Below are 24,014 nucleotides of genomic sequence, written 5' to 3'. Positions count from 1 at the left end.
TTTCGCCGAGGCCGGGTCCGAACCGGCACCGTGCCCGTACCGGCGGCCTACGAGAACGCGTCCAGGTTCGTGAGTTCGCTGGACAGCTCCCACAGCCGGGCCGCCGCGGCGGGGTCCACGGCCCAGGGTTTGACCCCGCCGATCAGCATGTCGTCGGTCGTGGCGGGCTCGGCGATGTCGCAGTCCTGGCAGTACGCACCACCGTGGCCGTCCAGCAGGGGCGAGGTGGCGGCCCATACGGCCGTCGCCGCGCCCTGGGCCGGGGTCTTGAAGCCGTCCGCGGGTGTGCCGTCGGCGGTGATCCAGCCCTGGGCGATCTGCTCGTCGCGGGGGATGTGCCGTTGGAGAGGGGTGAGGATGGAGCCCGGGTGGAGGGCGAAGGCGTGGACTCCGCTGTCTGCGCCCAATGTGTCGAGGTGCAGGGCGAAGAGGGCGTTCGCGGTCTTCGACTGGGCGTAGGCGAGCCATCGGTCGTAGCCCGCGCGGAAGTGCGGATCGTCCCAGCGGATATCGGAGAGGAAGTGGCCCGACGAGGCCACGGACACCACCCGCACCCCGCCGGGGGCCAGCGCCGGGCGGAGGCGGTTGACGAGGGCGAAGTGGCCGAGGTGGTTGATCGCGAAATGCGCCTCCCAGCCGGGGCCGACACGGGTTTCGGGGCAGGCCATGACGCCCGCGTTGTTGATGACGATGTCGAGGGCGCGGCCGGTCTCCAGGAAGCGGTCGGCGAAGGCCCGTACGCTCTCCAGGTCGGACAGCTCCAGCTGCCACGCCTCCGTCCCCGCTGTGCCGCGCAGGGCCTCCTCCGCGGTGGCGGGCCTGCGGGCCGGGACGACGACATGGGCGCCGGCCCGGGCGAGTGACCGGGTGGTCTCCAGGCCGAGACCGGAGTAGCCGCCGGTGACCAGGGCGGTCCTGCCCGACAGGTCGATGCCGGTGAGTACGTCGTCCGCCGTGCTGTGCGCGCCGAAACCGCTGCCCATCTTGTGTTGCTCGGTGCTCATGTCCCGGGACGCTAGGACTTGGAGTGCGCACGAGGTCAAGATCGCGACTTCGGGCCCTGGGGCGGGGCCCTGGGGCGGGGGGATCGCGCTCCCCCGTTGCCCCCGTGCGCTCCCGTGTGCGGGGCGCTCACCGGGCAGCCTCCGGGGGATCCGTCCGTCCCGGGAGGTGCGCCGTGCACGGACCACCGCTGGTCGGCTGGCTGCTGGTCGCGCTGTGCGCGGCCACGGGGTCGTACTGCCTGCTGCGGATGCGCGGCGAGCCGCCCGGCCGGGTGCGACGGGCCGCGGGGGCGGAGGCGCTGATGGGGTGGGGGATGGCGGTGATGGCGGTGCCCGCCGCGGCCCTGGATCCCCGGCCCTGGGGCCCGCCCCTGCTCGCGGCGGTGTTCGCCGTGGCGGCCGTACGGGCGCTGCTGCCCGCGTGGCACGGCGGCGGCAGGGCACTGGGGCACCATCTGCACCACGCGGTCGGGGCATTGGCGATGGTCTATATGGCGCTCGCGATGGCGGTGGGCACCCCGGCCGGGGGCCACGGCCACGCCGGGCACGCGGCGCAGGGCCGGGTGCCGGGCGGCGTACCGGCGCTCACCGCCGTGCTGCTCCTGTACTTCGCGGTGTACGTGGTGTGGTCGGCGACCCGGCTGGCGCCGGCCGGGGCGAGCGGGAGCTCCAGTGGCCTCGCCTGGTCGCGGCGGCCCGAACTGGCCGACGCGTGCAGGCTGTCCATGGGGATCGGGATGCTGGCGATGTTGCTGACGCTCTGAGTCGGCGCCCGGGGCGATCTCGCCCGGCCTCCGGTGATCGTGGCGTACGTCACTTCCGGCCGCAGGACCGTACCCGCCCCGACACCGCGCTCATAAGGTAACGGCCATGATGGTCCCGCTCGCGCTGATGGGCCTCGGCGCCCTGGCGGCGGCAATGGCGCCCCGCCTGCTGGCCCGGTCCGACTGGGCCGACCGCGAACCAGTGCTCGCCCTGTGGGTGTGGCAGTGCGTGGTGGTCGCCGTGTTGCTGTGCTGCGGGCTGACCATGGCACTGACCGCGGCGGCGGCCTCGCAGGCCGTGCGCGGGAATGTCTTCGCCCCCGCGCCCCACGGCGTGGTGGAGGCGTACGCGCTGTCCGCGTACGGACCCTGGGCCGCCCCCGTCGCACTCGCCCTGGCCTGCGGCGCCGTGTGGACGGCGCTGATGCTGACGCGCGAGATCGGCCGGGCGCGGACGCGGCGCAAGCAGCGGCGGGCCGAACTGCTCGACCGCTGCCCGGCGTTGCCCGGCGAGGAGCCCACCGGGGACCGGCTGGTGGTGCTGGAGGGCGAGCGGCCCGAGGCGTGGTGGCTGCCGGGCACGCCGCCCCGGCTGGTCATCACCACGGCGGCGCTGCGCCGCCTGAAGGGCCGCCGGCTGGACGCCGTACTGGCGCATGAGCAGGGGCACGCCCGGGCCCGCCACCACTGGCTGCTGCACTGCTCCTCCGCGCTGGCCACGGGCTTTCCGCAGGTGCCGGTGTTCGCGGCCTTCCGCGACCAGGTGCACCGGCTGGTGGAGCTGGCCGCCGACGACTCCGCCTCGCGCCGCTTCGGGCGGCTGACGACCGCGCTCGCGCTGGTCGAACTGAACGAGCACCGCGGGGTGTTCGGGCCCGTCCCGGCCCAGCTCGCGGAGGTCCCGCGGCGGGTGGACCGGCTGCTCGCCCCCGCCGCGCGGCTCTCCCCCGCACGCCGCCTGCGGCTGACGGCCGCGGCGGCGCTGGTCCCCGTCGTACCGCTCGTGGTCACGCTGGTCCCGGCGCTGCGGGTGCTGGGCTGAGCGGAGCACTCCGCGGGAGGTGACCGGGGGCGGGACACGCGTCCCTCGTCCGCGCCCGGGAGCCCTGGCCGACGCGCGCACCCGTCAGTGCGCGATCATCGTCCTATGCACGTCTTGAGGCTCCGTGCCGTACGTACCGCCGCTGTCCTGACCGTGCTGTTCATGGTCCTGCTGATCCTGGTCGTGGCCCGCTGGGGTCCGCTGGAGGACGCCGACGGGGACGTCGCCGAAGCCCTGCACCGGACGGCGGTGACGCACCACGGCTGGACCGACGCCAACAAAGCGCTGACCGACTGGGTGTGGGACCCCTGGACGATGCGTGCGGGGACGGCGCTGCTCGTAGGGTGGCTGCTGTGGCGCCGGGAGCGGCTGCTCGCGCTGTGGGTCATGGCCGTCTCCGCCGCGGGGACCGCGCTCCAGCAGGGGGTCAAGGCGGCGGTCGGCCGGGAGCGCCCGCGCTGGCGGAACCCGGTGGACTCGGCGCACTATGCGGCCTTCCCGTCCGGCCACGCCCTCACCACCACCGTCGCGTTCGGGCTGCTGCTGTGGGTGATGGCGCTGTGCGGGGCGCGGCGGGCGTGGCTGAGGGCAGTGGCGCTGGTGGCCGCGGTGTCCGTGGCCGGCGTGGGGTTCACCCGCGTGTATCTGGGGGTGCACTGGCTCTCCGACGTCCTGGGCGGCTGGCTGCTGGGCGCCGCCCTGGTCTGCGCCGCGGCGGCCGCGTACCCGTACCCCCGGCGGCTCCCGCCGGGCCGTCAGGACGAGCCGGCGGGGGAATCGCCCGATACGCCCCGGTGAGGGGTCTCGCCTGGAACGATGAGGGCATGACGATCAAGGGTGCGCTCTTCGACTTCTCCGGGACCCTCTTCCGTATCGAGCCGACCGAGTCCTGGCTGCGGGCCGCGCTCGACGCAACGGGCGCGGCCATCCCGGAGGAGGAGATTCCACGGTACGCGCGGCAGCTGGAGGACGCGGGGGCGCTGCCGGGCGGCGCCCCGCCCCAGGCCGTACCGCCCCATCTGACCGAGCTGTGGGGCGTACGGGACCGCCGCGCCGAGGACCACCGCGCCGCCTACACCGGCCTGGCCCGCGAGGTGCCGCTGCCCGATCCGGAGCTGTACGACGCGCTGTACGACCGCCATATGGAGCCGGCCGCCTGGCGGCCGTACCCCGACACGGCCGAGGTGCTGGGCGAGCTGCGGCGGCGCGGGGTGCGGATCGCGGTGGTCAGCAACATCGGCTGGGATCTGCGGCCGGTGTTCCGGGCGCACGGTCTCGACGAGTTCGTGGACGCTTATGTGCTGTCGTACGAGCACGGCATCCAGAAACCGGACCCCCGGCTGTTCCGGGTGGCGTGCGACGCGCTCGTGCTGGCCCCGGCCGACACCGTGATGGCGGGGGACGACCGGCGGGCGGACGGGGGAGCGTCGCGGCTGGGGTGCCGGGTGCACTTGGTGGACCATCTGCCGGTGGATCAGCGGCCCGACGGGCTGCGGCCGGTGCTGGATCTCGCGGGCGGCGCCGAGACGGCCTGACAACCCTGCGAATTCGCCACAACGACCCGTCATAGACGCGGCAAAACCGTCGATTTCGGGCGATCCCCCGCGTCGCCCGAAATCGACGGAGTATCGGGGCCGCCCAGGGCACGGTGGCGGACAACCCGAGACCTCACTGAGTATATTGGCCAAGAGCCAGTCAACGCAGGAGTTACAGCATGTCCCCCCGCAGCGCTTCGGTCAATGAGGAGTTGCGCCGTCGATCCCAGGAGCGTCTGCTGCAGGCGACGGTCGAGCTGGTCGGCGAGCGCGGCTACGAGGCGACGACGCTCGCCGATATCGCCGACCGGGCGGGGGCCGCGCGCGGCCTCGTCTCCTACTACTTCCCCGGCAAGCGCCAGTTGCTGCAGACGGCCGTGCACCGGCTGATGCATCTGGAGCTGGCCAAGGGGCTCGAGCGCGAACCGCTGCCGGAAGGCGAGGACGCGGGCCGGGAGTGGCTGGCGCGGGCGATCGACGCGATCCTGGGGCTCGCCGTGGAGCGTCCGCGGCTGATGCGGACGCATATGGCGGGCATCCTGACGGCCGAGGGGTTCATCAAGTGCGCCGAGCAGCAGCGGCTGGCCGCGCTGCTCCGCGAGACGATGGTCCGGTACGGATCGTCGGAACCGGACGCCGACTATGTGCTGTTACGCGCGCAGCTGATGGGCGCGGTGGTCGCGGTGCTGCTGCCGGGGGCCCCGGTGCCGGTCGAGCGGCTGCGGGCCGAGCTCTTCAACCGCTACAAGCTGGACTGGGAGCTGGGCGTCCCGCCGGGCGCACAGGCGGGTGACGACGCCGAAGCAGACAGCGGAACAGGCGGCGAGACGGTCGGCGACACCGGTGGTGACGCCCCGGACGGCCGGAAGCCGTCCGGGGCGGACGGTCAGCGGTAGTCGGGCTGCGTCTGTACGTTCAGCTCGCTCAGCCGCACCGACCGGGCGCCGTCGGTGCGCCGGTCGTCGATCTTCAGGACGTCGAAGCCCTTGGCGATGTCGTTCGAGTAGATGTAGCCGTTGTAGTAGTACGCGGACCAGGAGCCCCCGCCCACCAGCGTGTCGGCGGAGATGGGACCGCGCTCGAAGTAGCCGATCTCCTTCGGGTTCTTGGAGTCGGTGAACTCCCAGATGGACACGCCGCCCTGGTACCACGCCTGGACCATGATGTCGCGGCCCTTGACCGGGATCAGCGACCCGTTGTGGGCGACGCAGTTCTCGGTGTTCGCCTGGTAGCGCGGGATCTTGTAGTAGTTCCGGAAGACCAGCTTGCGCTGGTCGCCCTTGCCGACGATGTCGTAGATGCCGTCGGCGCCGTGGTCGGGGCCGACCTCCGCGTTGCAGGTCGCGGCCCCGCCGCCGCCGAGCTCGTCGGTGAACACGACCTTGTTGCCGCGCTCGTTGAAGGTCGCGGAGTGCCAGAACGCGAAGTTGACGTTGTCCTCGACCCGGTCGATGACGCGCGGCTTGGCGGGGTCGGCGATGTCCAGCAGGATGCCGTCACCCATGCAGGCGCCCGCCGCCAGCTTGAGCTTGGGGAAGCTGGTGATGTCGTGGCAGCCGGTCGTCTTGGACACGCCCGGGTTGGTGGGCGCGCCCGGGTTGCCGCCGTCCGGGAAGAGCACCGGGAAGTCGACGACCGCCGACTTCTCGGGCGCGCGGCGCGGCACCTTGATGACGGAGATGCCGTCGTGCGGCGGCTGGCAGTCCGGGAAGGTGGCGTCCGGGGAGTACGAGGAGACGTAGATGTAGACGTTGTCCCGCTCGGGCACAAGGGTGTGGGTGTGCGAGCCGCAGGAGGTCTCGATGGCGGCGACGTACTTGGGCTCGGTCTTGTCGCTGATGTCGAAGACCTTCATGCCCTCCCAGGACGACTTCTCCGTGGCGGGCTGCGTGGTGCTGTTGCAGGAGTTGTCACTGCGCGAGGAGTCCGTGGAGAGGAAGAGCAGGTTCCCGGAGACGCTGATGTCGTTCTGCGAGCCCGGGCACAGCACCTGGCTGACGGTCTTCGGCTGCTTCGGGTTGCTGATGTCGTAGATGACGAAGCCGTCGTAGTTGCCCGCGAAGGCGTACTTGCCCTGGAAGGCCAGGTCCGAATTGGTGCCCTTGAGGGCCTGCTTGGGGATGTTCGTCAGATGGCTGACGTTGTCGCTGTGGACGATCTCGTCCACACCGGGTATCTCGCCGTCCTTGATGGCCGCCTTGACCTCATCGGCCTGCCCCTCGGACACCCGTTCACTCTTCGGGGTGGCTCCGGGGTCGGGCGTCGCGGCCGCCGGGCTCGCGGCGAACAGCGAGGCGAGCAGACCGAAGGCGGCTACGGCGGTGCCGAGGTGTCGGGGGCGCATCGAGGGTCTATGGCGCGTCTGGAGTCTGTGCCACGGCTTCAACTGCGTCCTCCCTTCTTTTCCCGTTCGGGTCGTTCCCGTTCGGGATCGAACGATGTGTAGACGTGGGCCCTGGGCAGTATCGCTCGATCCATGTACACCTCAACAGTCGGCAATGAATATGTAACGAAGATTCCTTGCATGGATCAGCCACTTACGTGCTAATACGGTCAGCACAGCTCGTAAAAGTCTCTGGAGGTCACGGTGTTGATCCGGCGTACGACCACGACCGCCCGTGCCGCACGCGCCGCCTCGCTCGCGGTCGCGGCGCTGGCCGCGGCCCTGGTGCTGGCCCTCACCGGCTGCGAGGCCGACGGCGGCGACAAGGCCGGCGACAAGGCCAAGGACTCCGGGCCCTCGGTGATCGCACCGGGCAAACCCGGGGAGGCGGCCAGGAAACTGACGGCCGAAGAGGCGGCGAAGGCGAAGGACGACGACTCCCCCAACGCGGCCGATTTCAGCTACGTACGCATGATGATCCAGCACCACCGGCAGGCCCTGGTGATGACCGCCCTGGCCCCCGACCGGGCGAAGTCGTCGAAGGTCAAACGGCTCGCCGAGCGCATCTCCGCCGGGCAGAAGCCGGAGATCGAGGCGATGAAGGGCTGGCTGCAGACGAACGGCGGCACCGACGGCGGTACGGAAGGCGGCACGGCGGGCCACGAGGGCGGGCACGACCACGGCTTCATGCCCGGTATGGCCACCCAGAAGCAGCTGGATCAGCTGCGCGCCGCCGACGGAGCCGAGTTCGACAAGCTCTTCCTCAAGCTGATGATCACCCATCACTCCGGCGCGATCTCCATGGCCACGGACGTGCTGGCGCAGGGCAACAACGTGAAGGTGGAGGAGATGGCGGACGACGTCATCGCGCAGCAGAGTGCCGAGATCCGGCGGATGCAGCAACTCGGATAGCGCGCATCGCGCGAATCACGGACAGCGCCCGGAGCCGGGCGCCCGGCTCCGGTCCGTAACGCCGACCTCCGCTCCGGAACGTCAGCTTCCGGCCTCGGCCGTCACCCGGGAGCCTGTTGTCCGGCGCGTAAGCCGGACCTTAGCCCCATCGGGTGCGATGCTGGAGACATCCTGCGGAAGGAGCTCCGCCGTGCTTCGCGTAGCAGTCGTCGGATCCGGGCCGAGCGGGGTCTACGCCGCCCAGGCGCTCGTCCAGCAGCAGGCCGTGCCCGATGTGGCCGTGGATGTGCTGGACCGGCTGCCCTGTCCGTACGGGCTGGTGCGCTACGGGGTCGCCCCGGACCACGAGAAGATCAAGTCGCTGCAGAACACCCTCCGCACGGTCCTGGAGCACCCCCGGGTCAGCTTCCTGGGCAATGTGCCGGTGGGGCCGGCGCCGCTGGTGCCCGAGCGGCTGCTCGGGCTGTACCACGCGGTCGTGTACTGCGTCGGGGCGGCGTCCGACCGACGGCTCGGCATCCCCGGGGAGGAGCTGCCGGGCAGCTTCTCGGCCACCGAGTTCGTCTCCTGGTACAGCGCCCACCCCGACTCGGCGATCGACGCCTTCGCGCTGGGCGCGCGCTCCGCCGTGGTCATCGGGGTCGGGAATGTCGCGGTCGACGTGGCGCGGGTGCTCGCCCGCGGGGCGGAGGAGCTGCGCGCCACCGACGTACCGCACGCCGCCCTCGACGCGCTCGCCGACAGCCAGGTCACCGATGTGCACATGGTCGGCAGGCGCGGTCCGTCGCAGGCCAAGTTCACCACCAAGGAGCTGCGCGAGCTCGGCGCGCTGGCCGGCGCCGATGTGCTGGTGCGGCCCGAGGAGCTGGCGATGGACCCGGCGTTCGCCGACCCGTCGCGGCTGCCGGGGCCCATCCGGCGCAATGTGGAGGTGCTGCGCGACTGGGCGCGCCACGAGCCCGTGGGCCGGCCGCGCCGGATCCATCTGCGCTTCTTCCTGCGCCCGGCGGCGGTGCTCGGCGAGGGCGCCGTACGGGCGGTGCGGTTCGAGCGGACCGCGCCGGACGGGATGGGCGGGGTCGCCGGGACCGGCGACTTCGAGGACGTACCGGCGCAGCTGGTCCTGCGCTCGGTCGGCTATCGGGGCGTACCACTGCCCGGGCTGCCGTTCGCCGCGGCCAGCGGGACGGTCCCGCATGAGCAGGGGCGGGTGGTGCGCGGCGGCGCGCCCTCGGCCGGCGAGTACGTCGCGGGGTGGATCAAGCGGGGGCCGACCGGGGTCATCGGGACGAACCGGTCGTGCGCCAAGGAGACCATCACCTCCCTCCTGTCCGACGCCGCCGCCCTCGCCGCGCGCCCCGTGGCCGAGGACCCGCGGGCGGCGCTGCGCGCGATGGGTCTGGAGCCGGTGGAGTGGCCCGGCTGGCTGCGGATCGAGGCGGCGGAGTCGGCGCTCGGGCAGGCGTTGGGGCGGCCTCGGGTGAAGATCCCGGACTGGCCCGGACTGCTGACCGCGGCCCGCGACGCCCGGGGCTGAGCTCCGCCCCTTCCCGGAACACACAGCCGCAACGCCGGTGAAATCAACAGACTGTTCAAGGCTTCTATCGTCGCGCCCAGTTGTCGTGCTACCCACTCCCCAGCATTCCCGTAGCCGCAAAAGGAGCCGCCATGAAGCCCGCACGCCATCCCGTGGACGAGGTCCCGCCGCCCGGACAGCTCGCGGCCTTCGGTCTGCAGCATGTGCTCGCGATGTACGCGGGCGCGGTCGCCGTGCCGCTGATCGTCGGCGGCGCCATGAAGCTGCCGCCCGCGGATCTGGCGTACCTCATCAACGCGGATCTGCTGCTGTGCGGGATAGCGACCGTGCTGCAGTGCGTGGGGCTGTGGCGGTTCGGCGTACGGCTGCCGATCATGCAGGGCTGTACTTTCGCGGCGGTCACCCCGATGGTGCTGATCGGCACCGGGGGCGGCGGGCTGCCGGCGATCTACGGTTCGGTGCTCGTCTCGGGCCTCGCGATGATCCTGCTCGCGCCGGTCTTCGGGCGGCTGCTGCGCTTCTTCCCGCCGCTGGTGACCGGCACGGTGATCCTGGTCATCGGCCTGTCGCTGCTGCCGGTGGCGGGCAACTGGGCGGCGGGCGGCCAGGGTTCGGCGGACTTCGGGGCGCCGAAGAACCTGGGTCTTGCCGCCGGGGTGCTGATCACCGTGCTGGCCGTGCAGCGCTTCGCGCCCGGCTTTCTGGGCCGGGTCGCGGTGCTGGCCGGCATCGTGGCCGGGACGGCGGCGGCCGTACCGCTCGGCTTCACCGACTTCTCGGGGGTGGGCGACTCCGACTGGGTCGGTGTCTCCACGCCCTTCCACTTCGGCGCCCCGACCTTCGAGGCGGCGGCCGTGGCGTCGATGCTGGTGGTCGCCGTGGTGTCGATGACCGAGACGACCGGGGACTTCATCGCGGTGGGCGAGATGACCGGCCGTGAGGTCGATGCCCGGCGGCTCGCGGACGGGCTGCGCGCGGACGGTGCCGCCACCCTGCTGGGCGGGGTCTTCAACACCTTTCCGTACACGGCCTTCGCCCAGAACGTCGGCCTGGTGGGGATGACGCGGGTGCACAGCCGGTGGGTGGTGGCCGCGGCGGGCGGGATTCTGGTGCTGCTGGGGCTGGAGCCCAAGCTGGGCGCGCTGGTCGCGGCGGTCCCGGCGCCGGTGCTGGGTGGGGCCGGTCTGGTGATGTTCGGGACGGTCGCGGCGAGCGGGCTGCGGACGCTGGCCGGGGTGGACTTCCGGGACAACCACAACCTCACGGTGGTCGCGGTCTCGGTCGCCGTCGGGCTGCTGCCGGTGGGCGTGCCGGGGGTCTATGAGCAGTTCCCGCACTGGTTCCAGACGATCATGACCAGCGGGATCAGCGCGGGCTGCCTCACCGCCATCGCGCTCAACCTGCTCTTCAACCATCTGCCGACCGGGTCCGGTCAGGCGGCGTCAGCGCCCGTCGCCCGCCGAGCCGCCGGGGACCAGGTCCTGGCGGTCGGCGGCGAGCAGGACGCTGTCGAGCAGTCCGGGGAACAGCGCGTCTAGATCCTCGCGGCGCAGCGCGTTCATCTTGGCGGTGCCCCGGTAGATCTGGCTGATCACCCCGCACTCCCGCAGCACCCGGAAGTGGTGGGTGGTGGTGGATTTGCTCACCGGCAGCTCGATATCGGAACAGGTCAGTTCGCGGGCCTGTTCCGACAGGGTCCGCACCACCCGCAGCCGCATGGGGTCGGACAGCGCGTGCAGCACGTCTTCGAGGCGGATGGCGTCGGGTGCGGGGTGCTCCAATGCACGGCTGGTCGACGGTGGCGGGGCGGGGGTCTGCGGCTGCACGGCTGCTCCTCGGTGCCTCGTGCCTCGTGACGAGATCCCATTGTACGAGACCTCTCGTAGTTTGACGTTTGGCGTACTACGAGGGTTATCGTACGAGCGATCCACTGGCGAAGACCTGAGACGGAGCCTGCCGTGAGTGCGCTGTTCGAGCCCTACACCCTGCGGTCGCTGACCATTCCCAACCGGATCTGGATGTCCCCCATGTGCCAGTACTCCGCCGAGGCCAGCGGCCCGGACGCGGGCGTGGCGGGCGACTGGCACTTCTCGCACTACACCTCGCGCGCCGTCGGCGGCACCGGTCTGATCCTGACCGAGGCCACCGCCGTCAGCCCCGAGGGCCGGATCAGCCCCGCCGACCTGGGCCTGTGGAACGACACCCAGACCGAGGCGTTCCGCCGGATCACCGCGTTCCTGAAGGAGCGCGGCACCACGCCGGGCATCCAGCTGGCCCATGCCGGACGCAAGGCATCGACCGACCGGCCGTGGCTGGGCGGCGGGCCCGTGGCCGAGGACGGGGGCGGCTGGCAGCCGCTCGGGCCCAGCCCGCTGCCGTTCGACGAGGGCCACCCGGTGCCCGAGGAGCTGACGGTCGAGCAGATCCAGCAGATCGTGGGCCAGTTCGCCGAGGCGGCGCGGCGCGCGCTGGCGGCCGGGTTCGAGGTCGCCGAGGTCCATGGCGCGCACGGCTATCTGATCGGCGAGTTCCTTTCGCCGTACAGCAACCGCCGCACCGACGAGTACGGCGGGTCCTTCGAGAACCGGACGCGCTTCGCGCTCGAGGTCGTGGACGCCGTACGCGCGGTGTGGCCGGACGAGCTGCCGCTGTTCTTCCGGATCTCGGCGACCGACTGGCTGACCGAGGACGACTCCGACGAACGCCAGGGCTGGACCGCCGACGACACCGTGCGGTTCGCGCGGGAGCTCAGCGCCCATGGAGTGGACCTGCTGGACGTCTCCACCGGCGGCAACGCGGCGCGGGCGCGGATCCCGACCGGCCCGGGCTACCAGGTGCCGTTCGCCGCGCGCGTCCGGGCCGAGACCGGGCTTCCGGTCGCCGCGGTCGGCATGATCACCGAACCGGAGCAGGCCGAGAAGATCGTCGCGGGCGGCGAGGCGGACGCCGTGCTGCTCGGCCGCGAGCTGCTGCGCGACCCGTACTGGGCGCGGCACGCGGCGCGTGATCTCGGCGCGGTCGCCCCGGTCCCGCCGCAGTACGGCCGGGCCGTCTGAGCTGGAGTGACGTGAGGGAGCGGGCCGTTGTCAGTGGTGGGGTGCAGACTCTGAGGTGCTGGCTCTGTGATGCCGGACACATCGCAAGGAGTGATGCGCCATGGATGACGTCCTGCTCGCCATCGGCACCCGCAAGGGGCTGTTCCTCGGGCGCCGCGGGGGCGGGGGCTGGGACCTGACCGGTCCCCACTTCCCGATGCAGGCGGTGTACTCCGTCGGCATCGACACCCGCCGCGCCGTGCCCCGGCTGCTGGCCGGGGCCGACAGCTCGCACTGGGGTCCGTCGGTCTTCCGCTCCGACGACCTCGGGCGCACCTGGCACGAACCGCCCGCGCCCGCGGTGCGGTTCCCGGAGGGCACCGACACCTCGCTGGAGCGGGTGTGGCAGCTGCATCCGGCCGGGCCCGCCGCGCCCGATGTGGTGTACGCGGGCACTCAGCCGGGCGCCGTCTTCCGGTCCGACGACGGCGGCGAGACCTTCGCGTTCGTACGGAGCCTGTGGGATCACCCGCAGCGGCCGGAGTGGGGCGCGGGCTTCGGCGGGCAGGCGGTCCATACGGTCGTCACCGACCCCCGCGACGCCGATGTGGTGCTGGCGGCCGTGTCCTCGGGCGGGGTGTACCGGTCCGCGGACGGCGGGGCGAGCTGGGCCCCGTCCAACACCGGGCTGAAGGCGGAGTTCCTGCCCGATCCGTACCCGGAGTTCGGCCAGTGCGTGCACAAGATCGCGCCGGACGCGGCGGACCCCGACCGGCTGTATCTGCAGAACCACGGCGGGGTGTACCGCAGCGACGACGCCGGGGCGACCTGGCTGGAGATCGGCAAGGGGCTGCCCGCCGACTTCGGATTCGCCGTCGCCGCCCACCCCCGGCGCGGCGGCGTGGCCTATGTGTTCCCGATCAGCGACGGCTCGGACCGCTATCCGCCCGGCTACCGCTGCCGGGTCTTCCGCACCGAGGACGCGGGGGCGTCGTGGTCCGAGCTGTCCGCCGGGCTGCCGAAGGCCGACCACTACGGGGTGGTGCTGCGTGACGCGCTGCGCACGGACGACGCCGACCCGGCGGGCGTCTACTTCGGCAACCGCAACGGCGAGGTGTACGCGAGCGCGGACGACGGGGACAGCTGGCGGCTGGTCGCCGAGCACCTTCCGGACGTGCTGTGCGTACGGGCGGCGGTGGTGGGGTGAGCTGAGGGACCTGCCCGGGTGAGGTGGCGCACGGCCACGCGCTGAACCACTAGAGTGACGCGACGTGGCTGCACGACCCTTGAACGAAATCGTAGAAGCAGGCTGGGCCAAGGCACTTGAGCCGGTCGAAGGACGCATCGCCGCGATGGGCGACTTCCTGCGGGCCGAGATAGCGGCGGGGCGCACCTATCTGCCGGCCGGACAGAATGTGCTGCGCGCCTTCCAGCAGCCCTTCGACGAGGTGCGCGTCCTGATCGTCGGTCAGGACCCCTATCCGACGCCCGGCCACGCCGTGGGGCTCAGCTTCTCGGTGGCCCCCGAGGTGCGCCCGCTGCCCGGCAGCCTGGAGAACATCTACCGCGAGCTGCACACCGACCTCGGCCTGCCCCGCCCGTCCAACGGCGATCTGACCCCGTGGTCCGCGCAGGGCGTGCTGCTGCTCAACAAGGCGCTGACCACCGCGCCGCGCCGGCCCGCCGCGCACCGCGGCAAGGGCTGGGAAGAGGTCACCGAGCAGGCCATCCGGGCGCTGGCCGCGCGTGGCCGCCCCCTGGTGTCCATCCTGTGGGGCCGCGACGCCCGGAACGTGCGCCCGCTGCTCGGCAGCCTGCCCGCCGTCGAATCCGCGCACCCCTCCCCCATGTCCGCCGACCGCGGCTTCTTCGGCTCACGTCCGTTCAGCCGGGCCAATGACCTCCTGGTACAGCAAGGGGCCCAGCCGGTGGACTGGCGCCTTCCCTGACGGCTTCCTTCCTGGTGAGGGGCGGGTAGTCTGCCCGCCATGACGACACATCCGAACACCCCTGCGGGCTGGTACGCCGACCCGCAGGGCACGCCCAACCTGCTGCGCTGGTGGGACGGCGCGCAGTGGACCGAGCACACCCACCCTGGCCAGCCCGGGCAGGTCCCGCAGCAGCAGGCGCCGGTCGCCGACCCGGCCAAGGTCCAGCGCCAGGTGCAGCAGCAGGCGGGCGTCGCCCCGGTCCACGCCGGCGGCGGCACGCTCTTCAGCGAGCCGGTGCTGGTGGTGAACCAGAAGGCCAAGCTGATCGAGCTCACCAACGAGTACAGCGTCTTCGACCAGCACGGGCGCACCATCGGCTCGGTGGTCCAGGTCGGCCAGAGCACCCTGAAGAAGGTGGCTCGGTTCGTCTCCAGCCTCGACCAGTTCATGACCCACAAGCTCGAGATCCGCGATGCCCAGGGGCAGCCGCATCTGGTGCTCACCCGCCCGGCGAAGTTCATCAAGTCCAAGGTGCTCGTGACGCGCCCGGACGGGCAGCCGGTCGGCGAGATCGTGCAGCAGAACGCCATCGGCAAGATCAACTTCGCCATTCAGGTCAACGGCCAGCAGATCGGCGCCATCAAGGCGGAGAACTGGCGGGCCTGGAACTTCGCCATCGTCGACCACACCGACACCGAGATCGCCCGGATCACCAAGACCTGGGAAGGTCTGGCGAAGACGATGTTCACCACCGCGGACAACTACGTCCTGCAGATCCACCGCCAGCTGCCCGACCCGCTGCTGAGCCTCGTCGTGGCCACCGCACTGACCGTCGACACCGCGCTCAAGCAGGACGCGCGCGGGTTCGGCTGAGCGGTGGGCGACAGTACGGAGCAGGGATTCGTACTCGGCATCGACTCCGGCGGCTCCGGCGTCCGAGTCGCGCTCGCCCGCGCGGACGCCCCGTACGAGGGAGACGAGGACGGCGGCGAGGAGCGGGGCGGCGGTGGGGGCGACGGCCCGGCGAGCGGGCTGACCTGGTCCTCGTCCGTGCCCACGCCCGCCGTGGTCGGCGACCGGGGCATCGACGCGGACAGCCTGCTCGCCCGAGTGCTCCCCGCCGCCCGCGCACTGCTGCGCGAGGCGGGGGCGGACCGGGTGGCGGCGGTGTGCGTCGGCGCCGCGGGCATGGCCTCGCTCGGCGACGATCTGCGCGCCAAGCTGCCGGACGCGCTGGCGAGTTCGCTGGGCACCCGGCGGCTGGCCCTGGCGGCCGACGGGGTGACCGCCTACGCCGGCGCCCTCGGCCAGCGGCCCGGCGCGGTGGTCGCGGCCGGCACGGGCCTGATCGCGCTGGGCGCCCTGCCGAGCGATACGGCGGGCGCGGACGGCACGGGCGGCGCGGACGGGACGGGCGGCGCGGACGGCACGGGCGGCGCGGACGGCACGGGCGGCGCGGACGGTGACGGCGGCGGGGAAAACACCGCCCGTTCGACTGCCGGTGCCCGCAGGGGCGGCGGCTGGCGCCGTGCCGACGGCTGGGGCCATCTCCTCGGCGACTGCGGCGGCGGCGCCTGGATCGGCCGGGCCGGACTCGAAGCGGCGATGCGCGCGTACGACGGGCGGGAGGGCGGCTCACAGCCGCTGCTGGCGCGTCTGGAAGCGGTCTTCGGACCGGCGGGCGAGCTGCCGGGGAAGCTGTATCCGCGCCCCGACCGGCCCGCCGTGCTGGCCTCGTTCGCGCCCGAGGTCGGGCGCTGCGCGGAGCGGGATCCGGTCGCGGCCGCGATCCTGCGGGGCGCCGCACAGCACATCGCGCAAGCCGCGGAGGCGGTCTGCCCGGATGTGGAGGGGCGTGTGGTGGCACTCACCGGCGGCCTCTTCCGTATGGGCGCGCCCCTGCTCGTACCGCTGCGCGCCCAGTTGGCCGAGCGGCTGCCGAACGCCCGGGTGACCGAGGCGGCCGGGGATCCGCTGGCCGGCGCGGTGCGCATCGCCACGGCGCTCGCCACGGACTCGCTGCGCCTGCCGCTGGACGCGGCGCTGTTGCGCGTCATGGACGTCGGCTCGGTCGCTCCGGAGTCCTGAACCCGCCATCGCACGGCGTCAAGGCAAACAGCGGTAAAGCGAACAGTGTCGAACAACACGGCTCGGCAAATAGGGACAGAAGACCCCGCGTCGCACCCTCCCGAACAGTCGATCACAACAAGCGACTAACATGCGGCGCCATGAGCTCCCCCACTGGGCCCGCGTCCGGCCTGCCTGTACGAATGCCGCGTCCCCGCCAGCCCGGACGGCACCGCCGACCGGAGCCCGTGGTCGCCCCTGTAGGCGCCCCTCCGCTGGTGCTGGCCGTCCCGGGTTCGCCTGACGACGCCACCCGGAGCCTGGCCGAGGAGGTCCTGAGCATCGCCCGCTCCGAGCTGCCCGGCCTCGACGCCCGGATCGGGTACGTGGACGGCGACGGTGACGGGGAAGGCGCGAGCGAGGACTTCCCGGCGCTCGAGGGCGTGCTCACCCGCGCCGCGCAGGAGCGCGGCGAGCGCGCCCGCCGGGCCGCCGCTGCGGCCAAGGCCAAGGCCGAGGCGGAAGCGGAGGCGCTGGGCGAGGAGGGCGCGGCCGCGGCGGCCGCCGCCGAGCCCGCCGTCACCGACGAGACCGCCTCCGCCGTCGTCGTGCCGCTGCTCGCCGGGCCGGACAACGCGCTGCTGCGCCGGATACGCCAGGCCGTCAAGCACAGCGGCTCCGCCGCCGAACTCACCGACGTCCTCGGCCCGCATCCGCTCCTCGCCGAGGCGCTGCACGTACGCCTGTCGGAGGCGAGCCTCGCCCGCGCCGACCGCGCCCGCCTCTTCACGGTCGCCACCGCCGCGGACGGGATCGTCCTCGCCACGGTCGGCGGCGCCGAGGCGGCCCAGGCCGGTGGCATCACCGGCATGCTGCTCTCCGCGCGCCTGGCCATACCGGTGATGGCCGCCGCGCTGGACGAGGACGGGGCCGTCGTCCGCGTCGCCGAGCAACTGCGCACGGCCGGCTCCACCCGGCTGGCCCTCGCCCCCTACCTCATCGGTCCCGAGGTCGCGGCCGACCTCCCCGCGGCCGCCGCCGAAGAAGCGGAGTGCGCGGCGGCGGAGCCGCTCGGCGCGTACCCGGCCGTGGGCAAGCTGGTGCTGGCGAAGTACGCGACGGTCCTGGGCATCAAGCTCCAGCCGAACCCGGCCATGCGCTGACGCCGCGCTGAGCCGCACGGGTACATGGCGGCCCCGCCACCGGGGCCGCCGCCCCGCTTACCCGTACGACGCCCTGGGCCGTCGCTTGCGCAGCGGGGCGGCGGGTCGCCCGCTCAGGCGAAGATCACGCACGAGGCCGCCGGGGCGGCGAGTGAGCCCATCCGGGTCGGGACGCCCGATGACGGGTCGATCCGGAACCAGGTCACATCGCCGGAGCGCTCGTTCGCGGCGTAGAGGTGGCGGCCCGAGGGGGCGAGGGTCAGGTCGCGGGGCCAGTGGCCGCCGCAGGGGGTGGTGGTGACCAGCGTCATCGTGTCGCCGGACGCGTCGAGGGCGAGGGTCGCGACGCTGTCGTGGCCGCGGTTGGCGACCCAGGCGAACCGGCCGTCCGCCGAGACGACGATCTCTGACGGGAAGTTGGGGACGTCCGTACCGCTCGGCAGGACGCGTACCCCGCCGAGCGGGTCGAGGGTGCCGGACGCCGCGTCCCAGCGGCACACCGTGACCGTCGGGTCCAGTTCGTTGACGACGTAAGCGCGCTCGCCGCGGGGGTGGAAGGCGAGGTGGCGCGGGCCGCTGCCGGGGCGCAGCCGGGCCTCGCGGTGAACCCGCAAGGCCACGCCGGCTCCCCCACCCGTACCCGCCGCGTACACCCACACCGAGTCCGTCCCCAGGTCGACCGCGAGCACCCAGCGCCCCGACGGGTCCGGCACTACGGCGTGCGCGTGCGGGCCCTCCTGGCGAACGGCGTCGGGGCCGCTGCCCTCGTGGTACAGCACCCCCGACGGTTCGGCGAGCGCGCCGTCGTCCCGGACCGGGAGCGCGGTGACGCTTCCGGAGCCGTAGTTGGCGGTGAGGAGATGCCCGGCGGCGAGCGCGAGGTGCGTCGGGGCGGCGCCGCGCACCGGTACGGGGGTGCCCAGCGGGACGGGCGGCCGGGTGGGGTCCGCGACACGGAAGGCGGCGGCCGCGCCATCGTCGGTCTCGCTCACCGTGTAGAGGGTTTCGCCGCCGGGGGCGAGCGCGAGGTAGGAGGGGTTGGGCACGGCGTCCGTACTGTGCAGGGCGACCAGCCCGCCCGTCTCCGCGTCCACGGACGCGACCGTGACGCCGGCGCCGCCCGCCGAGGTGAACGACCCGATGTACGCCCGCTGTCCACTGCCTGTGGTGCTCACCGCACTGCCCTTCCGCCGACTTTACAGATGCAGCCCGACGGTAACGCAGCGGTCTAGACCAACCCGGCCAACTCCCGGATATCTGCCGCTCGCGCGCGTCACGCCCCCGCGAGCGGCGCCCGCGCGCCGCCGTACAGCGGTGCCGCGAGACCGGCGAGCGCCGCTTCCAGACCGTGGAGGTGGGCGAGGGCGCGCTCCGCGCCCGGGTGGTGGTGCGGCTCGGCTCCGGGCGCGGTGGGTTCGGCGGCGGGGCGGGCGGCGGGGTTCACCAGGCGCCCCACCGCGGCCTCGACTCGCAGACAGGCGGCGTTCAGCCGGGCGTCGTGGGAGGCGTCCGGGTCGGCGGCGACCTCGGCGAGGCCGCGTACCTGCCGGGCGCAGTCGTCGAGGGCCACCATGACCTGCCGGGCCCGGGACTTACGGGCGCGCAGCGGGCTGAGCGGGTGCAGCAGCGGGGCGATCGACATCCGCAGCCTGACCAGCACCGCTTCGAGTTCGGCCACCCGGGGCGCGGGGTCGGCGGCCGGGTCGCCCGCGAGCCGCCGGGCGGACTCGGCGGCGCACTCCCGTACGCAGTGCAGGGCGCGCCTGATCCAGGCGTCGGTCGCGGCGTGCGTGGTGACCGGCAGGACTGCCGTGACGGCGAGGGCCGCGCCGAGGGCGCCGATGACGGTCTGCTCCAGGCGCAGCGCCAGCAGCCCCGGGTGGAGCACGCCGAGGAGCCCGTACAGCAGTCCGGCCATCAGCGTCACGAAGAACATCATCCAGCTGTAGGAGAGCGGCGCGGCGTAGAAGATGCCGAAGACGCAGCCGGCGACGAGGGCGGCGGTGGGCACGGGCGCGCCGTGCAGCGGTACGGCGATCAGCAGCCCGGCCGCGATGCCGCACACCGTGCCGAGGATCCGGCGGAAGCCGCGGACCAGCGTCTCGCCGCGCGAGGCGGTGTTGACGAAGATCCACCAGGCGGTGCCGACGGCCCAGTACCAGCGCTCTCCGGAGACGGCCTGCCCGACGGCGAGCGCGAAGCCGCAGGCGGCGACCGCCTGGACGGCCTGCCGGGTGGCTGGGTGAGCCGGCCCCCGCCCGGCCGGCAAGGGCGTCGGTGCGGCGGCGGGCGGCAGGGAGCCGCGCTCAATGCGCCAGACGCCGAACCGCACACCGGCCGCCACGGCCGGCGCGAGCAGCACCGCCGCCACCAGCTGCGGCAGTTCGCCGGGCACCGCGTGCAGGAACTGGGTGGCGAAGAACATCATGAAGGCGAAGATGCCGAGCGCGTTGCCCCGCGGCCCACGGCGCCGGGCGGCGACCCCGCAGAAGACGACCGCGAGAAAGGCCGCGTCACGCGCCAGCGGCCGCCCGTGCAGCGCGGTGGCCAGAGCGAGCACCGGCAGGCCGACGACCGGGAGCAGCGCGGTCGTGACCGCCTGCCCCCGCACCGTGGGATCGGCGACGGTGAACAGCGCGAGCAGCGCCGCGAGTCCGCCCGCGATCGCGGCGGACAGCGGCAGACCGGACGCCACCACAGCGGCCACGGCCAGGCCGATGCCGAGGACGGCGCGCGCCGAGGTGCGCAGCCGCAGCCGCCCCGGGTCCGCGGCCACAAACACCCCTGCGAACGCCCTCTTCAGCACCGCTTCCCCGCTCCCCTGACGCCCGTACAGCCCGTACATGAAAAAGGCGCCGCGGAATCCGCAGCGCCATCGACGGTGTCATCACAGCATGGTCGCGCCGCTGGCTCAACAGACCCGGAAATCGCTGGGCCATTGGTACAGCCTGGGGCGTGTTTCACCGGCCAGGGGCGGGCCAATGGACTACGGGCGTCAGGCTGCCCCGCCGTAAGATCGCCGCAGCGTGGTGGACCCCGGAGAAAGGACGCCCGCCCATGGCGGCAGCGGTGGACGCGCTGGACGCGAAGATCCTGCGGCTGCTCCTGGAGCAGCCGCGCACCAGCGTGCGCGAGTACGCCCGGGTCCTGGGCGTCGCGCGCGGCACCGTACAGGCGCGGCTCGACCGCCTGGAGCGCGACGGGGTGATCACCGCCTATGGGCCGAGCGTGTCCCCGGCAGCCCTCGGCCATCCGGTGCTGGCATTCGTCCACATCGAGGTCACCCAGGGCCATCTGGACGACGTCGGCGACGCGCTCGCCGAGGTGCCCGAGATCATCGAGGCGTTCTCGATCACCGGTGCCGGGGATCTGCTGACCCGGGTCGTGGCGCGGGACAACGAGCATCTGGAGGACGTCGTCCAGCGGCTCATCCAGCTGCCGGGCGTGGTCCGCACCCGCACCGAGATGGCGCTGCGCGAGCGGGTGGCCCACCGGGTGCTGCCGCTGGTCGAGGCGGTGGGGCGGGCGGCGGCCACGGCCAGGCAGGAACGGGCGGCGGCCCCGACCGGACGGGACCGGGCGGCGCGAGCCCGCCGGGAGGGCTGACCGCCCCGCTTGGCATGCTGGTGCCCATGACGTCCCGCACCACGCCCCGCGCCTCCCGCACCCCCGCGGTGCTCTTCGACCTGGACGGCACGCTCGTGGACAGCGAGCCGCACTACCCCAGCGAGTGAGCCGAAGGGGCGCGCCGCTGTCGAAAGGGAGAGCGCGCGGAGGCCCTGAGGAACGAAGGGCCGAGCACGGTCGACCGTCGACAGGGGCTGTAGCGCCCCGGAGGCGAACCGAGCACTTGAAAAAGGGGAGGGCGGGGCGGCTGACCCTCGAGCGGTACGGGGTCACCGGCTTCACCTGGGAGCAGCACACCCGCTTCATCGGGATCGGCACCCGCGAGACCCTGGAGACCCTGCGCGCCGAGTACGGCATCGACGCGCCCGTGGACGAGCTGCTGGCCGTCAAGAACCACCACTACCTGGAGCTGGTGGGCACCTCCGCCACGGCCTTCCCCCAGATGCGGGCGTTCATGGAGCGGCTGCACACCGCCGGGCACCCCCTCGCCGTCGCGTCCGGGTCCTCCCGCACCGCGATCGACGCCGCGCTGGAGGCCACCGGGCTGGGCTCGCTGCTGACCGTGCGCGTCTCGGCGGAGGAGGTCGGCCGCGGCAAGCCGGAGCCGGACGTCTTCCTGGAGGCCGCGCGCCTGCTGGGCGCCGCTCCGGCCGAGTGTGGGGTGGTGGAGGACTCCGCGCCCGGGGTCGAGGCGGCGCGCCGGGCCGGGATGCGCTGTATCGCGGTGCCCTACGTTCCGGACGGCCAGCGGCCCGGGAGCGACGAGAGCGAGGGCCAGGACGGCGCCGCGTTCGCCTCGGCCGGGCTGGTCTTCGCGGGCGGCCAGCGGGAGTTCGACGCACAAATCGCCTACGACTGGGTCGCACAATCGAACTGACGCCCCGATTTCCGTCCCTCCGTCACCCGATGGAATGATGCGCTCGCCCGCGAAATTCCTAGAAGATGGAGGGCATATGAGGAGATTAGGGGGAACGGCGGTGCGTCGCTGGGGAGCGGCCGTCATCGCATCCGCGGCGGCCGTATCGGTCGCGCTGCCGGTATCGAGCGCGCAGGCCGCCGGCGGTCCGTCGGGGATCAGCGCCAAGGGCGCTTATCTGCTGGACAACACCGCCAACAAACAGCTGTGGGCCAAGGCCGCCGACACCAAGCGGCCGATGGCCAGCACCACCAAGCTCATGACCGCGGTCGTGGTGCTTGACTCCCGGGGGCTGAACCTCAGCAAGAAGGTCACCGTCAAGCAGTCGTACATCGACTACGTCGCACGGGTCGGCGGCAGCAAGGCGGACCTGAAGAAGGGCGACAAGCTCACCGTCAAGCAGATGCTGTACGCCCTGATGCTGCCGTCCGGCTGCGACGCGGCCATGGCGCTCGCCGACACGTTCGGCACCGGCGACACCACGGCCAAGCGCACCAAGTCGTTCATCTCCCAGATGAACAAGAAGGCGTCCGCGCTGGGGATGACCAAGACCCACTACGACACCTTCGACGGCATCTCGTACGGGGGGCAGAACTACACCACGCCCCGCGACATGGCCAAGCTCGCCCGGCATGCGCTCGGCAACTCCACCCTCTCCACGGTCGTCAAGTCCGTCGACACCGTTCAGAAGGCGCCGGCGGCCAACGGCAGGACGAGGACGTACTCCTGGAACAACACCAACCGGCTGCTGGGTTCGTACAGCGGCGCGATCGGCATCAAGACGGGCACCGGTACCGCGCCCGGCAGGTGCCTCGTCTTCGCCGCCAAGCGCAACGGGCGGACGGTGGTGGGCGTGATTCTCAACGCCCCGAAGCGGTACCCGGACGCCAAGAAGATGCTCGACTGGGCGTTCAACTCCAGCACCACGGTGAAGTGGCGCCAGCTCCCCAAGGGCGCGCAGCAGGACTGATCCGCTCAGTCCTCCAGCGCTCGTGAGCGCGTGACGCCCCGTCCGGACCGGTTCCGGGCGGGGCGTCGCGTCGTTCGCCATGCGCCGGGGTGGGGACCGGTCCCCACCCCGGCTGTCTACGGTGACCGGCATGCGGATCACCTGGAAACACGTCGTGGGCTTTCTCGCGATCTCGGTTCTCGCGCTTCTGATCACGCTGACCGCTCTGACGGCGTCCGCCCGGTCGGACGCGGCCCCGCGCTGCACCCGGCACGCCACCGGACCCGCCGACGCGGCGCGCTCGGCGCGGCCGGGCGATGTGGTCTGCTTCGACGGCGACCTCTCCCGGCGCCGGCTGGTCATCACCAAGGGCGGCACGCCACGCCACCCGATCGTGTACTCCGGCGGCGGGGACTCCGTGAAGGGGATCACGGTCGAGGCCGACGACGTGGTCGTCGAGGGCTTCCGGGCGGTCCGTCCCCAGGCGCCGGGGGTCGTGCTGACCGGCGACCGGATCACACTGCGGAACACCACCGTGATCCGCCCGCAGGGCGGGGACGGCGACGGCATCCGCTTCTTCGGCGACGATCTGACCATCGCGCACAACGCGGTGCGCGACACCGACAACAGCGGCGGCCGCCACGCCGACTGCATGCAGACGTTCGCCAGCGACACCCCGCCCAGCCACCGGGTGCGCATCGAGGGCAACCGCTGCGAACAGGTCGACAACATGTGCCTGATGGCCGAGGGGCCCAATGACGGCGAGGGCGACGGGCGGGGCACCACCTCGGACTTCGTCATCAAGGACAACTTCTGCGAGACGCTGCGCGCTTCGCAGGCCCTGATGTTCGAAGACGTCCAGAACGTGACCATCACCAAGAACACCTTCGCCGCGCCCACTCACCACGCCATCGGGCTCGCCATCCACTCCACCGGAGCTCATGTCAGCGGCAACAGGCTGCACGCCGGTATCCGCTACGAGGTCGGTGTCGACGCCTCGTCCCGGCCGGGCTACGAGGGCCCGGAGCCCGGCGGAGAGCCGTAACAGCCAGGGGGGAAGGGGGCAGGCGGCGGGGGGGGCCGGGCGGAGGGGGGGGCGCGGGCCCCCCCCCCCCCCCCCCCCCAACCCCCCCCCCCCCCCCCCCCCCC

The 24,014-nt window shown here is 72.8% G+C and carries 23 protein-coding genes; 18 read left to right on the top strand and 5 right to left on the bottom strand.

The genetic code is table 11. The features are described from left to right. Positions 1–47: 47 nt before the first annotated feature. Positions 48–1,004, bottom strand: a complete 957-nt coding sequence (locus ACFV2X_RS08950) for an SDR family NAD(P)-dependent oxidoreductase (RefSeq protein WP_385613337.1) — start codon at positions 1,002–1,004, stop codon at positions 48–50. A 173-nt stretch (positions 1,005–1,177) separates the two neighbouring features. Here ACFV2X_RS08950 and ACFV2X_RS08945 point away from each other — a divergent pair, with 173 nt between their 5' ends. The 5 genes from ACFV2X_RS08945 (at position 1,178) to ACFV2X_RS08925 (ending at position 5,241) form a co-directional block, all read left to right on the top strand. Continuing rightward, on the top strand, positions 1,178–1,768 hold the full coding sequence (locus tag ACFV2X_RS08945) for a DUF5134 domain-containing protein (RefSeq protein WP_385613335.1): 591 nt from the start codon (positions 1,178–1,180) through the stop codon (positions 1,766–1,768). 106 nt (positions 1,769–1,874) lie between these two features. Continuing rightward, positions 1,875–2,810, top strand: coding sequence for a M56 family metallopeptidase (locus tag ACFV2X_RS08940; RefSeq protein WP_385613332.1), 936 nt, complete (start codon positions 1,875–1,877; stop codon positions 2,808–2,810). Between the two features lie 105 nt (positions 2,811–2,915). Continuing rightward, entirely contained in the window at positions 2,916–3,608 is a 693-nt protein-coding gene (locus tag ACFV2X_RS08935) for a phosphatase PAP2 family protein (RefSeq protein ID WP_385613330.1), read from the top strand. A 26-nt stretch (positions 3,609–3,634) separates the two neighbouring features. After that, entirely contained in the window at positions 3,635–4,345 is a 711-nt protein-coding gene (locus tag ACFV2X_RS08930; RefSeq protein ID WP_385613327.1) for an HAD family hydrolase, read from the top strand. A gap of 179 nt (positions 4,346–4,524) precedes the next feature. After that, complete coding sequence (locus ACFV2X_RS08925; protein WP_385613325.1) at positions 4,525–5,241, top strand: TetR/AcrR family transcriptional regulator; 717 nt, start codon at positions 4,525–4,527, stop codon at positions 5,239–5,241. Here ACFV2X_RS08925 and ACFV2X_RS08920 read toward each other — a convergent pair. Beyond that, positions 5,232–6,689 (bottom strand): LVIVD repeat-containing protein, encoded by a 1,458-nt coding sequence (locus ACFV2X_RS08920; protein WP_385613322.1) that lies wholly within the window; start codon positions 6,687–6,689, stop codon positions 5,232–5,234. The genes ACFV2X_RS08925 and ACFV2X_RS08920 overlap by 10 nt on opposite strands. A gap of 243 nt (positions 6,690–6,932) precedes the next feature. On the opposite strand from ACFV2X_RS08920, the gene ACFV2X_RS08915 reads away from it, so the two are divergent. The 3 genes from ACFV2X_RS08915 (at position 6,933) to ACFV2X_RS08905 (ending at position 10,715) form a co-directional block, all read left to right on the top strand. Beyond that, positions 6,933–7,640: a DUF305 domain-containing protein gene (locus ACFV2X_RS08915; RefSeq protein ID WP_385613319.1), complete on the top strand. Its 708-nt coding sequence runs from the start codon at positions 6,933–6,935 to the stop codon at positions 7,638–7,640. Between the two features lie 190 nt (positions 7,641–7,830). Next, the gene (locus tag ACFV2X_RS08910; RefSeq protein ID WP_385613316.1) at positions 7,831–9,177 is read left to right on the top strand and encodes an FAD-dependent oxidoreductase; all 1,347 of its coding nucleotides are present in this window, start codon (positions 7,831–7,833) and stop codon (positions 9,175–9,177) included. Positions 9,178–9,308: 131 nt separating this feature from the next. After that, a complete protein-coding gene (locus ACFV2X_RS08905) occupies positions 9,309–10,715 on the top strand; it encodes a nucleobase:cation symporter-2 family protein (protein ID WP_385613313.1) in 1,407 nt (468 codons plus the stop codon). Here ACFV2X_RS08905 and ACFV2X_RS08900 read toward each other — a convergent pair. After that, positions 10,620–11,003 (bottom strand): ArsR/SmtB family transcription factor, encoded by a 384-nt coding sequence (locus ACFV2X_RS08900; RefSeq protein WP_385613310.1) that lies wholly within the window; start codon positions 11,001–11,003, stop codon positions 10,620–10,622. The two genes, ACFV2X_RS08905 and ACFV2X_RS08900, sit on opposite strands and share 96 nt — an antisense overlap. A gap of 132 nt (positions 11,004–11,135) precedes the next feature. Between ACFV2X_RS08900 and ACFV2X_RS08895 the strand changes: the two genes are divergently transcribed. From ACFV2X_RS08895 to ACFV2X_RS08870, 6 genes are all read left to right on the top strand, one after another. Continuing rightward, entirely contained in the window at positions 11,136–12,233 is a 1,098-nt protein-coding gene (locus ACFV2X_RS08895) for an NADH:flavin oxidoreductase/NADH oxidase (protein ID WP_385613307.1), read from the top strand. A 100-nt stretch (positions 12,234–12,333) separates the two neighbouring features. Then, positions 12,334–13,419: a WD40/YVTN/BNR-like repeat-containing protein gene (locus ACFV2X_RS08890; protein WP_385613305.1), complete on the top strand. Its 1,086-nt coding sequence runs from the start codon at positions 12,334–12,336 to the stop codon at positions 13,417–13,419. A gap of 64 nt (positions 13,420–13,483) precedes the next feature. Then, positions 13,484–14,161, top strand: a complete 678-nt coding sequence (locus tag ACFV2X_RS08885) for a uracil-DNA glycosylase (protein WP_089510105.1) — start codon at positions 13,484–13,486, stop codon at positions 14,159–14,161. Between the two features lie 39 nt (positions 14,162–14,200). Continuing rightward, positions 14,201–15,016, top strand: a complete 816-nt coding sequence (locus ACFV2X_RS08880; RefSeq protein ID WP_014174656.1) for a phospholipid scramblase-related protein — start codon at positions 14,201–14,203, stop codon at positions 15,014–15,016. Between the two features lie 3 nt (positions 15,017–15,019). Continuing rightward, positions 15,020–16,231, top strand: a complete 1,212-nt coding sequence (locus tag ACFV2X_RS08875; RefSeq protein WP_385613303.1) for an N-acetylglucosamine kinase — start codon at positions 15,020–15,022, stop codon at positions 16,229–16,231. A gap of 140 nt (positions 16,232–16,371) precedes the next feature. Further along, the gene (locus tag ACFV2X_RS08870) at positions 16,372–17,373 is read left to right on the top strand and encodes a hypothetical protein (protein ID WP_385613301.1); all 1,002 of its coding nucleotides are present in this window, start codon (positions 16,372–16,374) and stop codon (positions 17,371–17,373) included. A 113-nt stretch (positions 17,374–17,486) separates the two neighbouring features. Here ACFV2X_RS08870 and ACFV2X_RS08865 read toward each other — a convergent pair whose 3' ends face one another. Both ACFV2X_RS08865 and ACFV2X_RS08860 read right to left on the bottom strand, forming a co-directional pair. Beyond that, positions 17,487–18,548, bottom strand: a complete 1,062-nt coding sequence (locus tag ACFV2X_RS08865) for a lactonase family protein (protein WP_385613298.1) — start codon at positions 18,546–18,548, stop codon at positions 17,487–17,489. A 98-nt stretch (positions 18,549–18,646) separates the two neighbouring features. Further along, the gene (locus ACFV2X_RS08860; protein ID WP_385613479.1) at positions 18,647–20,155 is read right to left on the bottom strand and encodes an FUSC family protein; all 1,509 of its coding nucleotides are present in this window, start codon (positions 20,153–20,155) and stop codon (positions 18,647–18,649) included. A gap of 275 nt (positions 20,156–20,430) precedes the next feature. Here ACFV2X_RS08860 and ACFV2X_RS08855 point away from each other — a divergent pair, with 275 nt between their 5' ends. The 4 genes from ACFV2X_RS08855 (at position 20,431) to ACFV2X_RS08840 (ending at position 23,910) form a co-directional block, all read left to right on the top strand. Beyond that, positions 20,431–20,979, top strand: coding sequence for an Lrp/AsnC family transcriptional regulator (locus tag ACFV2X_RS08855; protein WP_385613295.1), 549 nt, complete (start codon positions 20,431–20,433; stop codon positions 20,977–20,979). A 244-nt stretch (positions 20,980–21,223) separates the two neighbouring features. Then, a complete protein-coding gene (locus tag ACFV2X_RS08850) occupies positions 21,224–21,877 on the top strand; it encodes an HAD family hydrolase (RefSeq protein ID WP_385613293.1) in 654 nt (217 codons plus the stop codon). Between the two features lie 76 nt (positions 21,878–21,953). Beyond that, positions 21,954–22,886, top strand: coding sequence for a D-alanyl-D-alanine carboxypeptidase family protein (locus ACFV2X_RS08845; RefSeq protein WP_385613291.1), 933 nt, complete (start codon positions 21,954–21,956; stop codon positions 22,884–22,886). A 130-nt stretch (positions 22,887–23,016) separates the two neighbouring features. After that, positions 23,017–23,910, top strand: coding sequence for a right-handed parallel beta-helix repeat-containing protein (locus ACFV2X_RS08840; protein WP_385613289.1), 894 nt, complete (start codon positions 23,017–23,019; stop codon positions 23,908–23,910). The last annotated feature ends 104 nt before the right edge of the window (positions 23,911–24,014 follow it).

The sequence above is a fragment of the Streptomyces sp. NPDC059679 genome (assembly GCF_042734105.1).
Taxonomy (GTDB): Bacteria; Actinomycetota; Actinomycetes; order Streptomycetales; family Streptomycetaceae; genus Streptomyces.
This window is presented reverse-complemented; position numbering and strand designations above follow the sequence as displayed.